General features: G+C 72.1%; 15 protein-coding genes. 7 read left to right on the top strand and 8 right to left on the bottom strand.

Translation table 11 applies throughout. From position 1 onward, the window contains the following. Together ACZ7OU_RS11245 and ACZ7OU_RS11240 are read right to left on the bottom strand one after the other, a co-directional pair. Entirely contained in the window at nt 1-306 is a 306-nt protein-coding gene (locus tag ACZ7OU_RS11245; protein ID WP_470242076.1) for an urease subunit beta, read from the bottom strand. A 10-nt stretch (nt 307-316) separates the two neighbouring features. Further along, nucleotides 317-619, bottom strand: a complete 303-nt coding sequence (locus ACZ7OU_RS11240; RefSeq protein ID WP_155540714.1) for an urease subunit gamma — start codon at nt 617-619, stop codon at nt 317-319. 287 nt (nt 620-906) lie between these two features. Here ACZ7OU_RS11240 and ACZ7OU_RS11235 point away from each other — a divergent pair, with 287 nt between their 5' ends. Continuing rightward, nucleotides 907-2,055: a citrate synthase 2 gene (locus ACZ7OU_RS11235; RefSeq protein ID WP_470242077.1), complete on the top strand. Its 1,149-nt coding sequence runs from the start codon at nt 907-909 to the stop codon at nt 2,053-2,055. A gap of 4 nt (nt 2,056-2,059) precedes the next feature. On the opposite strand, the gene ACZ7OU_RS11230 is transcribed toward ACZ7OU_RS11235, so the two are convergent. Then, on the bottom strand, nt 2,060-2,662 hold the full coding sequence (locus tag ACZ7OU_RS11230) for a TetR/AcrR family transcriptional regulator (protein ID WP_470255914.1): 603 nt from the start codon (nt 2,660-2,662) through the stop codon (nt 2,060-2,062). Between the two features lie 14 nt (nt 2,663-2,676). Continuing rightward, nucleotides 2,677-4,371 carry an SDR family oxidoreductase gene (locus tag ACZ7OU_RS11225; RefSeq protein WP_470255913.1) on the bottom strand — a complete coding sequence of 565 codons (1,695 nt, stop codon included), beginning with the start codon at nt 4,369-4,371 and terminating at the stop codon, nt 2,677-2,679. 240 nt (nt 4,372-4,611) lie between these two features. Between ACZ7OU_RS11225 and ACZ7OU_RS11220 the strand changes: the two genes are divergently transcribed. From ACZ7OU_RS11220 to ACZ7OU_RS11200, 5 genes are all read left to right on the top strand, one after another. Continuing rightward, nucleotides 4,612-5,451: an ABC transporter ATP-binding protein gene (locus ACZ7OU_RS11220; protein WP_470254970.1), complete on the top strand. Its 840-nt coding sequence runs from the start codon at nt 4,612-4,614 to the stop codon at nt 5,449-5,451. After that, nucleotides 5,448-6,257 carry an ABC transporter permease gene (locus ACZ7OU_RS11215; RefSeq protein WP_470242079.1) on the top strand — a complete coding sequence of 270 codons (810 nt, stop codon included), beginning with the start codon at nt 5,448-5,450 and terminating at the stop codon, nt 6,255-6,257. The genes ACZ7OU_RS11220 and ACZ7OU_RS11215 overlap by 4 nt, the downstream gene beginning before the upstream one ends. Beyond that, complete coding sequence (locus tag ACZ7OU_RS11210) at nt 6,254-7,411, top strand: sensor histidine kinase (protein ID WP_470255912.1); 1,158 nt, start codon at nt 6,254-6,256, stop codon at nt 7,409-7,411. The genes ACZ7OU_RS11215 and ACZ7OU_RS11210 overlap by 4 nt, the downstream gene beginning before the upstream one ends. Then, complete coding sequence (locus ACZ7OU_RS11205; protein WP_155540710.1) at nt 7,408-8,028, top strand: response regulator transcription factor; 621 nt, start codon at nt 7,408-7,410, stop codon at nt 8,026-8,028. Before ACZ7OU_RS11210 ends, ACZ7OU_RS11205 begins: the two co-directional genes overlap by 4 nt. Before the next feature lie 213 nt (nt 8,029-8,241). Next, a complete protein-coding gene (locus tag ACZ7OU_RS11200; RefSeq protein WP_470254969.1) occupies nt 8,242-9,582 on the top strand; it encodes a serine hydrolase domain-containing protein in 1,341 nt (446 codons plus the stop codon). A 46-nt stretch (nt 9,583-9,628) separates the two neighbouring features. Here the strand turns inward: ACZ7OU_RS11200 and ACZ7OU_RS11195 are convergent, their stop codons facing one another. Together ACZ7OU_RS11195 and ACZ7OU_RS11190 are read right to left on the bottom strand one after the other, a co-directional pair. Then, entirely contained in the window at nt 9,629-9,946 is a 318-nt protein-coding gene (locus ACZ7OU_RS11195) for a hypothetical protein (protein ID WP_470242081.1), read from the bottom strand. Then, nucleotides 9,943-10,833: a hypothetical protein gene (locus tag ACZ7OU_RS11190; RefSeq protein WP_470254968.1), complete on the bottom strand. Its 891-nt coding sequence runs from the start codon at nt 10,831-10,833 to the stop codon at nt 9,943-9,945. Before ACZ7OU_RS11190 ends, ACZ7OU_RS11195 begins: the two co-directional genes overlap by 4 nt. A gap of 192 nt (nt 10,834-11,025) precedes the next feature. Here ACZ7OU_RS11190 and serC point away from each other — a divergent pair, with 192 nt between their 5' ends. Further along, entirely contained in the window at nt 11,026-12,150 is a 1,125-nt protein-coding gene (gene serC / locus ACZ7OU_RS11185; protein ID WP_155540707.1) for a phosphoserine transaminase, read from the top strand. Here the strand turns inward: serC and ACZ7OU_RS11180 are convergent. Together ACZ7OU_RS11180 and ACZ7OU_RS11175 are read right to left on the bottom strand one after the other, a co-directional pair. Then, nucleotides 12,143-13,360, bottom strand: coding sequence for a glycosyltransferase 87 family protein (locus ACZ7OU_RS11180; protein ID WP_470254967.1), 1,218 nt, complete (start codon nt 13,358-13,360; stop codon nt 12,143-12,145). The two genes, serC and ACZ7OU_RS11180, sit on opposite strands and share 8 nt — an antisense overlap. Nucleotides 13,361-13,408: 48 nt before the next feature. Beyond that, on the bottom strand, nt 13,409-14,926 hold the full coding sequence (locus ACZ7OU_RS11175) for an amidohydrolase family protein (RefSeq protein ID WP_470254966.1): 1,518 nt from the start codon (nt 14,924-14,926) through the stop codon (nt 13,409-13,411). Between the last annotated feature and the right edge of the window lie 16 nt (nt 14,927-14,942).

Genomic DNA, 14,942 nt, shown 5'->3' with positions numbered 1-14,942 from the left:
TCAGAACTCTCCCGAGAATTCGGACCGCAGGCCCGGAACGCGGCGCGCGCCGGCGAGCGGAACAAGATCGACCTCGCGTTCGACGCCCGGTTCGAACCGCACCGACGTGCCCGCCGGGACGTCGAGCCGGTGACCGCGGGCGGCGTCGCGGTCGAATTCGAGACCGGGGTTCACCGCGGCGAAGTGGTAGTGCGAGCCGACCTGGACCGGCCGGTCGCCGAGGTTGCGCACGAGCAGCCGGACGCGCGGGCGGCCGGGGTTCAGCTCGACCGGTTCGTCGCCGGGGATGATCTCACCTGGGTGCATCCGGCCCTCCTCAGACGATCGGGTCGTGCACGGTGACCAGCTTGGTGCCGTCCGGGAAGGTGGCTTCGACCTGCACGGAGTCCACCATTTCGGGGACACCGTCGAGCACCTGCGCCCGGCTCAGCACGCTCCGGCCGCTGGCCACGAGCTCACTGACCGTGCGCCCGTCTCGGGCCCCTTCGAGGACGTGGTCGGTGATCAGCGCGACCGCTTCCGGGTAGTTCAGCCGGACGCCGCGGTCCAGCCGCTTCCGCGCGACGTCGGCCGCCACGTGGACGAGCAGCTTGTCGCGCTCCTGCGGACTGAGGTGCATCGCTCAGGTTTATCACCCGGACCACGGCACCGCCTGGTTCGGAAACATACCTTTAACCTGGCCTTCGTCACACTGCGTGGTGAAAATTCTCCGGTCGGACGGCCTCGGTGACTGAATCGTTCTCGTAATCGTGACCGAAACCACCGCTTCTTTCGATTGCCCCCCGGCGATCGAGGGAGCAAGGTCTATCCATCCGTGCGATGGTGCGCGCTTTCCCGCGCTATTCCGTCCGCGCGAGCACCACACCAAGACGGGGAAAAAAGCGCACCGAAAGGTCCCGCGAAACAGTGACTACCTCCACGATCACCAAGCCACAGCCGTCCGGCGAACCCGACGACGGCTTCCGACCGGGTCTGGAAGGCGTCATCGCCTTCCACACCGAGATCGCCGAACCCGACCGGGACGGCGGTGCGCTGCGCTACCGCGGCGTCGACATCGAGGACCTCGCCGGAAAGGTGACCTTCGGTGACGTATGGGGCCTCCTCGTGGACGGCCGGTTCGGCCACGGCCTCCCGCCCGCCGAGCCGTTCCCGCTGCCGGTGCACACCGGTGACGTCCGGGTGGACGTCCAGGCCGCGCTGGCCATGCTCGCGCCGATCTGGGGCTACCGCCCGCTGCTCGACATCACCGACGAAGAGGCCCGTGAGCAGCTGGCCCGCGCCTCGGTGATGGCCCTGTCCTACGTCGCCCAGTCGGCGCGTGGCGTCGGCCAGCCCGCCGTGCCGCAGACCCGCGTCGACGAGGCCCACTCGATCACCGAGCGGTTCCTCGTCCGCTGGCGCGGCGAGCCCGACCCGGCGCACGTCCGGGCGCTGGACGCGTACTGGGTGTCGGCCGCCGAGCACGGCCTCAACGCGTCGACCTTCACCGCCCGCGTCATCGCGTCCACCGGCGCCGACGTCGCGGCGGCCATGTCGGGCGCCATCGGCGCGATGTCGGGCCCGCTGCACGGCGGTGCCCCGGCGCGCGTGCTGCCGATGATCGAAGAGGTCGAGCGCACCGGCGACCCGGCGGGTCTGGTCAAGGGCATCCTCGACCGCAAGGAACGCCTGATGGGCTTCGGCCACCGCGTCTACCGGGCCGAGGACCCCCGGGCGCGCGTGCTGCGCCGCACCTGCCAGGAGCTCGGGGCGGCCCGCTTCGAGGCCGCCGCGGCGCTGGAGCAGGCCGCGCTGGCGGAGCTGCGCGAGCGGCGTCCGGACCACCCGATCGAGACGAACGTCGAGTTCTGGGCCGCGGTCATCCTGGACTTCGCGCAGGTCCCGCCGCACATGATGCCCGCGATGTTCAGCTCGGCGCGCACCGCCGGCTGGGCCGCGCACATCCTGGAGCAGAAGCGCACCGGACGCCTGGTGCGGCCCTCGGCCAAGTACGTCGGCCCCGCGCCGCGCACGCCCGAGGACGTCGAAGGCTGGGAACTGGTCACCAAGCACTGACCCGCTACGAGCCGGCCGGTGCCTTCACGGGATCGGCCGGCTCGTGCTTCGCGGTGGCCTCGAGCATGGCGGTGAGCTGGTCGACCAGCCAGCTGTCGAGGTCGTCACGCGCGACGCTGCGCTCCTGCAGCCAGCTCAGCAGTGCCCCCTCCACCACCGCGGTCCAGCAGCGCAGCGTGAGGGAGAGCAACGGCGAGGGATCCGTGACGTCGAGCGCGTCCAGGATCAGGGCCACCGCTCGGTTGCGGACCTCGTCGATCGCCGCGTCCGTTTCGGACGTCGCGATCACCGAACCACTGCGCAGCAAGGCGATGTACCCCGCGCGGTAGTGGTCGGCGACGTCGACCAGGCCGCGAACGGCGGCCCGCAGCCGCGTCTCCGGCGGCCCCTCCTCCAGCCCGGCCAGTCCGTCGATGAGCCCGTCGGTGACCGTCCGCAGTGCCTCGACCTGCAGCTCGCGCAGGCTGGAGAAGTACCGGTAGAACAACGGCCGCGACACCTCGGCGCGCGCGACGATGTCGTCCACCGTGACCAGCTCCGGCGCCCGCGAGCCGAACAGGTCGAGCGCGGCGCGGATCAGGTCGTCGCGGCGCGCCTGCGGCGACATCCGCCGCGGGCGGCTCACGGCGTCAGGTCCAGCTTCGCCGCCTGGCGCAGCAGTCCGGGCGTCAGTCGCGAAAGGACCAGCGCGGCCTTGGCCTCCGGTGTGGACGGTGCGATGGCGGTGTCCTTCTCCACGGCGCGCAGGATGTCCTTCGCGACGCCTTCCGGGCCGAACCCGCGCCGGGCGTAGAGCTTCGAGCTCTGCTGCTGACGCCGTCGCTGCTCCTCATCGGACACCCCGACGAAACGCGTGGTGTTCGTGATGTTCGTCTTCACGATGCCCGGGCACACCGCCGTGACGCCGATGTGGTGCTCGGCCAGCTCGGCCCGCAGGCAGACGCTCAACGTCAGCACCGCGGACTTCGTCGTCGCGTAGGCGGTCAGGATCTTCGACGGCAGGTAGGCGGCGGCCGAAGCGAGGTTGACGATCTGGCCGCCCTGGGCGCGTTCGGCGAGCATCGGCGCGAAGGCGCGGCAGCCGTGGATCACGCCCCAGAGGTTGACGTCGATGACGCGTTCCCAGTCTTCGACCGACGTGTCGAGGAACGGGCCGGACATCCCGATGCCGGCGTTGTTGACCACGATGTCCGGGACGCCGTGGTTCGTGCGGACGTCCTCGGCGAACCGGTGCACGGCGGGACCGTCGCTGGAGTCCACTGTGTACTCCGCGACCCCGTGGTCTTCCAGGAGCTTCAGGGTTTCGGTGGCCGCCGCCGGGTCGATGTCGGTGATGACGACATCGGCACCCTCGGCGGCGAAGGCGAGCGCGGTGGCCCGGCCGATCCCGCTGCCGGCGCCGGTGACGACGACCAGCTTGTGCTCGAACCGGCCGGCGCCCACCCGGGACTGGCGCAGGGCGCGGCTCTCGACGCCGGTTTCGACGTACTCGATCAGCTCGGCGGCGGCGCCCGCGACCACCTTCGGCTTCGCCCGGGTCACCCAGTGCGTCCCGACGACCGGGCGGATCCGCAGGTCCGGCACCCAGCGCGTGACCTCGGTCTGCAGCGGCGTCGTGACGTAGGCGTCGCCGGTCGGGGCCAGGACCTGCACCGGGACGTCGGCGGCGCGCGGCGCGGGCCGGGACAGCCGGGTGAACATGTTGGCGCGGTAGAGCTCGAGGCCGTGGATGCCGTCGCTCTTGTCCGGCTTCGCGGCGTCGGGCTCCATGCGCTGGATCTGCGCGCCCAGCAGGCCGGTGCGCCAGAGCAGCTGCGGGACGAGCGGGATCTGGAACGCGAGGATGTACCAGGAGTGCAGGAACTGGCTCAGCGCGTTCTTGAGCCGCTTCGGCGTCGGGCGCGTGACCTGGGCGCGGAACCACGCGCCGGCGTGGTCGAGGCTCGGGCCGGAGATCGACGTGTAGGACGCGACCCGCCCGCGCAGGGCGTCGCCGGTGACGGCGTGCCAGGTCTGGATGGAGCCCCAGTCGTGGGCGAGGAGGTGGACCTTGCCGCGCGGCCGCACCTCGTCGACGACCGCCCGGAGGTCGTCGGCCAGCTGGTCCAGCCGGTAGGACGCGCGTCCCGGCGGCTTGTCCGACTGTCCGGCCCCGCGGACGTCGTAGGTGACGACGCGGTGTTTCGCGCCCAGCTCGGCGGCCACCCCGCCCCACATCGAGCTGTTGTCGGGATAGCCGTGCACGAGCACGACCGTGGGCCCGTCTTCGCGGCCTTCGATGTGGACCGAGAGGCGGACACCGTCGCTGGCGGTCACCCACTTGTGAGACATTCTGTCATGTTAGACAACTTGTCAACAGTGTGATTCACCCGCGCGGCGGCTGGTGGCCGGATGTCGTTCATGCATCCGTCGCGTTTTTGCTTGTATGACAGCGTTTTCGTGGTTCCACGGGAAACCAGCGGGTCCCGGCTGACGACTCTGTCCACCGATCGGTGGACAGCCGGATTCAGCTGAGTGTCGCTCCCGCGGGCCGCCGCGAGCGAGCAAGCTTCTTCCATGACCACAGCAGTGAGCGTGCGCGGCCTGCGCAAGCAGTACCCCGGTCACCTCGCGGTGGCCGGGATCGACCTGGACATCGCCCGGGGTGAGGTGTTCTCCCTGCTCGGCCCGAACGGCGCCGGGAAGACCACGACCGTCGAGATCCTCGAAGGCCACCGGCAGCGGACCGCCGGCGAGGTCAGCGTCCTCGGCGAGGACCCCGGCAAGGCCGGCCGCGCCTGGCGCTCGCGCCTCGGGATCGTCCTGCAGACCGCCAACGACGCCGCCGAGCTGAGCGTCGCCGAGACCGTGCGGCACTTCGCGAAGTACTACCCGGACCCGCGCGATCCCGACGAGGTCATCGAGAAGGTCGGGCTCGCCGAGAAGGCCAAGTCGCGGGTCAAGTCGCTGTCGGGCGGGCAGCGTCGCCGCGTCGACGTCGCGCTCGGCATCATCGGACGGCCCGAGCTGCTCTTCCTCGACGAGCCGACGACCGGCTTCGACCCGGAAGCGCGGCGGCAGTTCTGGAAGCTGATCAGCGACCTCGCAGCCGAGGGCACCACCATCCTGCTCACCACCCACTACCTCGACGAGGCCGAAGCGCTCGCCGACCGCGTCGCGGTGATCGCGCGCGGCGAGATCGTCGCGCAGGACACCCCGCAGAACCTGGGTGGCCGCGCCGCCGCCGAGGCCACCGTGCGGTGGACCGACGACCGCGGTGAGCACGTCGAGCGCACCGCATACCCGACCAAGCTCGTGAACGAGCTCTCTGCTGGGGGTAGAGAGCTCGCCGGACTGACCGTGACCCGGCCGAGCCTGGAGGACATCTACCTGGACCTGATCGGAGACAAGGCATGACCACGCTCGCCCTCCCCGGCCCGTTGTCGCTGGGCTTAGCGCGCGGCGGCACCGAGCTGCGGCAGTTCTTCCGGCACAAGGAACAGGTGGTTTTCACCTTCTCCTTGCCCGCCGTCCTGATGATCCTGCTCGGGTCCATCCTGGACGGTCCGACGGCACTCGCCGGCGTCACGTCCGGGCAGCTGCTGGCGGCCGGGATGATCGGCTCCGGCATCGTCTCGACGTCGTTCAACAGCATCGCGACCGGTGTCTCGGCCGACCGGGAAACCGGGGCGCTCAAACGCCTTCGCGGCACGCCGATGCCTTCGTCGTCCTACTTCATCGGCAAGATGGTGCTGGTCGCGGTGTCCAGCCTGGCGCAGACCGTGCTGATGGCCGCGGTCGCCGTGCTGCTCTTCGGGCTGAAGCTGCCGACCGAGCCGGAGAAGTGGCTGACGCTGCTGTGGGTGTTCGCGCTGGGGATCGTTTCGTGCACGCTGCTCGGGATCGCGCTCAGCTCGCTCGCGAAGTCCACCACCGGCGCGGTCGCCGTCGTGCAGATGCTGTACCTGGTGCTGCAGTTCATCTCCGGCGTGTTCGTCACGCCGATCACGAACCTGCCGAAGATCATGGTTGACATCGCGTCGTTCTTCCCGCTGAAGTGGATCTGCCAGGGCTTCCGGTCGGTGTTCCTCCCGGACGGCGCGGTCGGAATGGAGATGGCTGGGTCATGGGAACTCCCGCGGGTGGCGCTGGTGCTGGGGATCTGGTGCGTGGTGGGCGCGGTGCTGGCGCGGCTGAGCTTCCGGTGGACCGACACGAAGTGAAGGACGCCTGGGACCGGTTCAACTGGCTCTGGGAGATCCTCTTCGCGGTCGCCTACCTGGCCACGACGACGCTGGTGCTGCTGGACGAGACCGATCCGGTCCGCAGCGTCGTCGCGGTCGGGGCGCTCACCGCGCTCGCCCTGACCTACCTGCTGTGGGGACGGCGGGTGGTGCGCGACGACGGGCACCTGAAGCAGCGGTGGACGCTGGCCCTCGTGGTGGTGGCGCTGGTCGCGGTCGCGATGTTCGCCAACACGACGGCCAGCTTCATCCTGTTCATGGTGTGCCCGCTGCTGTTCTCGACGCTCGAGTTCCGGCCGGCCGCGGTGTTCACCACGCTGGTCATCCTGATGAGCCCGCTCTCGGCGATCGCCGCGGACGGGCTGCGGGGGCCGGCGCTGCACATCCTGCTGCCGATGACCGCGATCCTCGTCGTGTTCGGGATCCTGTCCGGCAAGTTCATCCTGCACGTCATCGAGGAGAGCCGGGCGCGGGCGGACCTCATCGACCAGCTCGAAGCGAGCCAGGCCGAGGTCTCGCGGCTCTCCCGCGAGGCGGGCACGGCGGCCGAACGCGAGCGGCTCGCACGCGAGATCCACGACACGCTGGCCCAGGGCTTCACCAGCATCGTCACGCTCGCCGAGGCCATCGAGTCCGAACTGGACACCGACCCGGCGGCGGCGCGGCGGCACGTCGAGCTGGCCGCCCGCACCGCGCGGGAGAACCTGGCCGAGGCCCGCACGATGGTCGCCGCGCTGGCGCCGGCCGACCTCGCGTCCGGGTCCCTCGTGGACGCCGTCCGGCGGCAGGCCGACCGGCTCGCCGACGAGACGGGCGTGTCGGTCGAGTACGAAGTGGACGGTGCGCTCCCGGCGATCGGCATGGCGGGCGAAGTGGTCCTGCTGCGGGGCGCGCAGGAGGCGCTGAACAACGTCCGGCGGCACGCGGCGGCGTCGTCGGTGTCGGTCCGGCTGTCCGTTGTGGACGACGCGGTGCGGCTGTCCGTCCGTGACGACGGCACCGGCTTCGACCCCGACGGCGTCAACGGCTTCGGCCTGCGCGGCATGCGGTCCCGCGCCGAGCAGGTGGGTGGCAGACTGAGCGTCCGAAGTGGCCCGCGCGGCACCGAACTCACCCTGGAGGTGCCGGCTTGATCCGCATCATGCTCGTCGACGACCACCCCGTCGTCCGCGAAGGCCTCCGCGGGATGCTCGAAGCCGAACCCGACCTGACGGTGGTCGGCGAAGCGGGCTCGGGCGACGAAGCCGTCGCGCTCGACCGCGTCGCGCTACCGGACGTCGTGCTGATGGACCTGCGCATGCCGGGGCTGGACGGCGTCGGCGCGACGAAGCGGATCCTGCGCGAGCAGCCGGGCCGCCGGATCGTCGTGCTGACGACCTACGAGACGGACGCCGACATCCTGCGCGCGGTCGAGGCGGGGGCGTCGGGTTACCTGCTGAAGGACGCGTCCCGCACGGAGCTGGCGAACGCGATCCGGGCGGCGTCGCGCGGGGAGACGGTGCTGGCGCCGTCGGTGGCCGGGAAGCTGGTCAACCGGGTCCGCAACCCGGAGCCGCAGTCGCTGTCGGCCCGCGAGGTGGAGGTCCTCCGCCTGGTCGCGAAGGGCGGCACGAACGCCGACATCGGCCGCGCGCTGCACATCAGCGAGGCAACGGTCAAAACGCACCTCCTGCGAGTGTTCGGCAAGCTCGGCGTCTCGGACCGCACCGCCGCAGTAACAACAGCAATGTCCCGAAACCTCCTCACCTGACCGTGATCCAGCGGGCATCACGCGTGTCCCGAGGGGCATCACCCGTGATTGAGCGGGCATCACGCGTGATCCCAGGGGCATCAGCCGCGATGCCCCTCCAATCACGCGTGATGCCTCTCCGGACACGCCTGATGCCTCTCGGCTCACGCGGGTGGGTGTGAGGTCTGGCGAAGAGGCCTGCCCCGCCGGCCGGAGCGCGGCAGAATGCCTCTCATGCTTGAGTCGACCGAACACGCCCTGCTCCGCCGGATCGCCCACGAGCAGGCGGCCTGCCGCGCTCCCTCGCTCGTCGCCGCTGTCGTGCGGGACGGCGAGATCGTCTGGTCCGGGAGCCGCGGGCGCGTCGGGGACCGGCCGCCCGGCACCGACACCCAGTACCGGCTGGGGTCGATCACCAAGACCCTCGTCGCCACCGCCGTCATGCGGCTGCGCGACGAAGGCCTGCTCGACCTCAACGACGCCCTCGAGCAGCACGTCCCCGGCACGCCCTTCGGTGCCGCCACCGTCGCCCAGCTGCTGTCGCACACCTCCGGCCTGACGTCGGAGTCGCCCGGCCTCTGGTGGGAGCGCACCCCCGGCGCCGACTGGGACGCGCTCGCCGGCAGCCTCGCCGAGGGCGCGACCAAGCATCGGCCGGGCGCGCGGTTCCACTACTCGAACGTCGGCTACGGCGTGCTCGGCGAGCTGATCTCGCGCCACCGCGGCAAGGGCTGGCTCTCCGTGCTCGACGAGGAGGTCCTCGGCCCGCTCGGGATGACCCGCACCACCCCGCACCCGGTCGGCGCGCACGCCGACGGCTTCGCCGTGCACCCCTTCGCCGACGTCCTCCTGCCGGAGCCGAGCCCCGACGCCGGCGCGATGGCCCCGGCCGGGCAGCTGTGGTCCACCGCCACCGACCTCGCCCGCTGGACGGCGTTCCTCGGCGGCCACGGCGGCGGCGTGCTCGCGCCGGAGACCATCGAGCAGATGCGGACCATGGTCACCGTCGACGACACCGACGTCTGGACGACCGGCTTCGGCCTCGGCCTGATGCTGGTGCGCTACCAGGGCCGCCGGCTGGCCGGACACACCGGCTCGATGCCCGGCTTCCTCGCCGTCACGCTGGTCGACCCGGTCGCGCAGACCGGCGCGCTCGTGCTGACGAACTCGACGTCCGGCGTCGGCATCACGCAGCTCTGCCTGGACCTGATCACGATGACCGACGAGCGGGAGCCGCGGCTGCCCGCCGAGTGGCAGCCGTCGGCCGTCGACCCCGCGCTGCTCGCCCTCACCGGGCTCTGGCACTGGGGCCCGACGCCGTACCACCTGCGGATCCAGGGTGACGGCCTGCTCCTGCTGGCCCCGGCCGAGGGCGCCGGGCGTAGCTCCCGCTTCCGCGCGACCGGCCGCGACACCTACGTCGGCCTCGACGGCTACTACGCCGGCGAGACGCTCGAAGTGGGCCGCGACTCCGACGGCGTCGCCACGCACCTCGACCTCGCGACGTTCATCTTCACCCGCACGCCGTACGACCCGGCCGCGCCGGTGCCGGGCGGCGTCGACGGCTGGCGGTGACGTGCCGGGCCCCGCTCACACCCCCAGGGTGGTGGTGAGCGGGGCCCTAGGCCTGCGCGGCGGTGCCGGCCGAGAAGGCGACGGCGGAGGCGAACCGGGTGGCGATGCGCTTGCCCTCGCCCCAGTCGAAGAGACCGAACTTGAGGTTCGTCATGACTGTGAGCACCGATCCGCCGGAGGCCGGCGCCACGGTCGCGGTGATCTCCTGGCCCCAGCTCAGCAGGCTCATCCCGGTCCGGAACGACACGAATCCGCGCTGCGAGTCGTAGAACGGGCCCTGCCCGCCGATCGCCGCGACCCCGGCGGGGAGCGCGTTCCACAGCGCCTCGGGCGGCGCCGGGAAGCTCTGCTGCACAGTTTTCATGACCGATGAGCCAACCAGGGGTCCGCCGGCCGGGTAACCGTGTTTTTACCCCCATGGCGACGGTGCCCGATGACCCCGACGGCGTAACTGCCACCGTCCGGAAGGCCTGCGACGAGGTACTCCGACGGCCAGCCGGCCAGCCAGAGCCGCCGCCGTTCCGCCAGCTCGGCGGCGACGTCGGGCGGCGCGACGGGCAGGTGGAACCGGATCCGCACGTCGCCCGGCAGCACCGCCCAGCCGTCCACCGGCTCGCCGGGGCGCACGTCGGCCGACGCGGCCGCGACCGGCGTCCAGGTGTCGCTCGCGAGGCACCGCGCCGGGCCGGCGAGGTCCGCTCGCCGGCCGGCGAGCGCGAGCACGGCCACGCCGCCGGCCACCGGGACGAACCACGGCAGCCAGCCGCCGACCAGGACGATGGCCGCGACCTCGAGCGCGAGCACGAACGCGCCCGCCGCCCACACCGCCGCCGTGACGAGCCACAACCGCACTCGCAGCGCCGCGCGCCGCGTCAACGGCCGCTTCGGCACGAGCCGGGACAGGCCGAACACCGATCCGCCCAGGAAGATCGCGGCGAACACCGCGGCGTTGACGACGTCGGCGCCGTGCGGCGGGTGCACCACCAGCGCGGCCACGACCACGGCGTCCACCAGGAGCAGGCCCGCGACACCGGCCACGACGAGCACCCGGCGCCCCGCGGGCAGCTCACCCGTGAGCCACCACGGCAGCCGCCGGACGAACACGAGCACCAGGGTCACGGCCAGTGCGATCGGCAGGGCCACCGTGGTCGTCGACGTCCAGCCGCCGTTCGCGACCAGGTGCACGACCGCGAGCGCGACCAGGTTCCAGCACAGCCACCACCGCGGCCGCCACCGCTCCTCCGCCTCCACCACTGCCTCCCTCTCATCCGCGGTGAAGCTACCGAGCGGCCGGGCGGGCGGACAGCGAGTTTCGCCGCCGGTCGGCGCGGCCGCCTAGAGTCGGGCGGGGGCACCGCGACGCCCCGAACACCCCTTGTCCCACATAGCGGACACTGGCGAACCGCCATCACCAGCCGCATCCCGACCTGAGAGACTGGCCACATGACCGACGCTGAGTTGACCATCCCCGCAGACCTCAAGCCGGCCGACGGCCGCTTCGGCTGCGGACCGTCGAAGGTCCGCGCCGAGCAGCTGAGCGCCCTGGCGGAGTCCGGCTCCACCTACCTCGGCACGTCGCACCGGCAGAAGCCGGTCAAGTCCCTCGTCGGGCGCGTCCGGGCGGGCCTGTCCGAGCTGTTCTCGCTGCCCGAGGGCTACGAAGTGATCCTGGGCAACGGCGGCACCACGGCGTTCTGGGACGCGGCCGCGTTCGGCCTGGTCCGCGAGCGCTCGCAGCACTTCACCTACGGCGAGTTCTCCTCGAAGTTCGCCAGTGTCACCAAGGGCGCGCCGTTCCTGGCCGACCCGATCGTCGTCAAGGCCGACGCGGGCTCCGCGCCGGACATCGCCTACGAAGCCGGCGCGGACCTGGTCGGCTGGGCGCACAACGAGACGTCGACCGGTGTCGCGGTGCCGGTCCGCCGCCCCGAAGGCAGTGGTGACGCCCTCGTCGCGATCGACGCGACGTCCGGCGCCGGCGGTCTCCCGGTCAAGGCCGAGGACTTCGACGTCTACTACTTCGCGCCGCAGAAGTCGTTCGCCGCGGACGGCGGCCTGTGGATCGCGCTGGCCTCGCCGGCCGCGGTCGAGCGCATCGGCGAGATCGGCGGCGGCGACCGCTGGATCCCGGAGTTCCTGTCGCTGACCACCGCGCTGGACAACTCCCGCAAGGACCAGACGTACAACACCCCGGCCGTGGCCACGCTGTTCCTGCTCGCCGAGCAGATCGAGTGGATGAACGGCCAGGGCGGCCTCGAGTGGACGACCGCGCGCACGAAGGACTCGTCGTCGCGGCTCTACGAGTGGGCCGAGAAGACGAGCTACACCACGCCGTTCGTGAAGGACCCGGAGCTGCGCTCGCAGGTCGTCGGCACGGTGGACTTCGCCGACGAGGTCGACGCCGCCGCGGTGGCGAAGGTGCTGCGCGCCAACGGGATCGTCGACACCGAGCCGTACCGCAAGCTGGGCCGCAACCAGCTGCGCGTCGGCCTGTTCCCGGCCATCGACCCGGACGACGTCACCAAGCTGACGCAGAGCATCGAGTACGTCGTCGAGCGGCTCAGCTGACCTGAGGTTCCTTCGAGGGGACCTTCGCCGCTTCGGTGGCGGAGGTCCCCTTTTCCGTGCTCAGGCGGCGGGCGGCGAACGCGGCCAGGACCAGCAGCGCGAGGCCGTACAGCTCGTAGGACTCCGTCGCCAGCCACCAGCCCACCGACGGCGCCGGGCGCGGGGCGAACCACATCGGGCCGACGATGAACAACGCCAGCCCGGCCACGACGACCCCGGCCGCCGCCCACCGGATCGCCCGGCCGAAGCGCCACGCGTACCACCCGGCGAGGACGAGGATCGGCACGCACCACGTCCAGTGGTGGGTCCACGAGATCGGCGACACGAGCAGACCGCCGAGCGCACAGGCGGTCAGCCCGAGCACCGGCTCGGCGCGCGCGACGATCACCGCGACCAGGGCCATCACCACCAGCGCGGCCAGCACCCAGGCGAACTCCGGCCAGCCGGCGCGCACGGTCAGGCCGTGCAGCGACTGGTTGCCGACGTAGTCGACGCCGCCGATGCGGCCCGCGTCGAAGACGAGCTTCGTCCAGTAGGTGAAGGACGCCGACGGCCGGACCAGCCACAGCAGCGCCCCGGCCGCGACGAACCCGGCGACGACCCGCGCGGCCGACTTGAAGTCGCGGCGGAACAGGAAGTAGACGACGAACACCGCGGGCGTCAGCTTGATCGCCGCGGCGACGCCGATGAGCAGGCCCTTGGTGCGCTTGCGGTCGCCGGGGAGCAGGACGTCGAGCACGACCAGGACCATGAGCAGCGCGTTGATCTGCCCGAAGCCGAGCGTCGAGCGCACCGGCTCGAGCAGGGCCCCGGCGAGCTGCGCGCCGATCGCGACCAGGGCGGCCACCGCCCGGCCGTTGACCTTCGACGGGTCGGTGAGCGAGCCGTTGAGCGTCGCGACGTAGAGGTAGGCGACGACGCCGGTCGCGACGATCGAAGCGATGCTGAGCAGCTTCATCGTCGCGGCGAAGGGCAGCAGCGTGCCGGGCAGGAACACGGCCGCGGCGAACGGCGTGTAGGTGAACGGCAGCAGGATCTGGTGCGTGGTCGGCACCCAGGCGTCGTACGGCGAGCCCTGCTCGGCCAGCGCCTTCGCCCCGCCGAGGTAGACCTCCAGGTCCAGGCCGTCGAACCGCTTGAGGAGGAGCACGAGCACAACGGCGACGACTTCGAGCGCCGCGAGCGCCCACGCCAGCTTCCGCCCAGTCAACGCGCCCCCTCGAACCCAGGTCTCCGACCGGCCGAGATTACCGGGCGCTCAGCAGCAGCTGTGCACCGGCAACCGCGTTGACCTGGCGTTCGCGGTGGCGCCGGCCGCCGCCTCGACGCCGGCGAGCATGCGGTCCAGCGTCGCGCGGTCGAACACCCGCCCCGCCGCGACCACCGTGTCGATCCGGCCGACCGCGCGGATGTCGGCCAGCGGGTTCGCGTCGAGGAGCACCAGGTCCGCCACCTTGCCCGGGGTGATCGTGCCCGCCGTGGCGCCGTGGCCGGTGAACGCCGCCGCGTCGCGGGTCACCACCTGCAGCGCCCGGTGGGGCGACAACCCCGCCTCGACCAGGTACGCGAGCTCGTCGTGCAGGCTGAAACCCGGGAAGACGTACGGGTTGAGGCAGTCCGTGCCGCCGAGCAGGCCGACACCCGCCCGGTGCGCCGCGCCGACCAGCTCCACCTGCGCGTGGAAGTAGGCGTCCTGCTCCGCGATCTCCGCCGGCGTGACCGGCGTGCGCGTCCGCACCAGCTCGGCCCAGAGGTCCCGCACGGCTCCGGGCACGTACTTCAGCCGCGGGTCGTGCGCGAACGTGTCCGCGGGCGAGCACATCACCTTGTTCACGACCATCGTCGGGGTCAGCCGGGTCCCGTTGCGGACGAGCCCGCCGAAGAACTCCCGGGCCCGCCACGGGCTGTACGCCTCCGTCGCCCGCCGGTCCAGGTCACGGGCCATGGTGAAGAACGCGCGCGGGTTCGCCGGGTCGAACGGCGTCGCGGCGAGCGTCGCGAGGAGCTCGTCCCGGTGCGCCGACGTGTACACCGGGACGCCGAAGAGGTGCTCGAAGCTGTGCTGGCCCGCGTCGCTCGCCGCCGGTTGCGAGACCCGGTACGGCCAGTGCCCGGCGAACGGCAGCCCGGCGCGGCGGCACTCGGCGGCGAGCGCCGCGAACGCCTCCGCGCCCAGGTACGAGTACACCTTGACGAAGTCCGCGCCCTCGGCCTCGGCGGTCCGGACGGCCGCGCGGGCCTCCGCGGCCGTCGTCACCCGCGTCACGGGCGGCCCGAGCATCGACACCGGGCCGTCGACGATCGAGCTGCCCATGACCACCCGGGGTCCGGCCAGCTCGCCGCGGACGATCTTGTCGCGCGCCGCGCGGTTCTCCGTGTAACCCCACATCTCGCGGATCCCGGTGACGCCGTTGGCCAGGTACAGCGGCGGGAAGATCGCCTCGTAGTCGAGGCCGTGCGTGTGCAGGTCCCAGAGCCCGGGCACGAGGTAGCGGCCCCGGCCGTCGACGACCCGGACGCCGGCCAGGGGCGGCAGGTCCGCGGCGGGACCGGACCAGGCGATCCGGTCGCCGACCAGCACGACCGCCGCGTCCGGGGCGGGCCGGGCGTCGGTGCCGTCGACGACGGTGGCCCCGAGCACCACGACGACGTCGGAGCCGGCCGCGGCGGCTTCCTGGGCGAACAGGGCGGGCGCGATGCCCGCGGCGGCGAGCCCCGCCCCGGCGACCGCCAGCCAGCGGAGGAAGTCACGCCGGTTCGCCTCGACCCGCACCACGGCCGCCCCCTAATCG

It is taken from the genome of Amycolatopsis sp. NPDC114505 (assembly GCF_055633615.1).
This window is presented reverse-complemented; position numbering and strand designations above follow the sequence as displayed.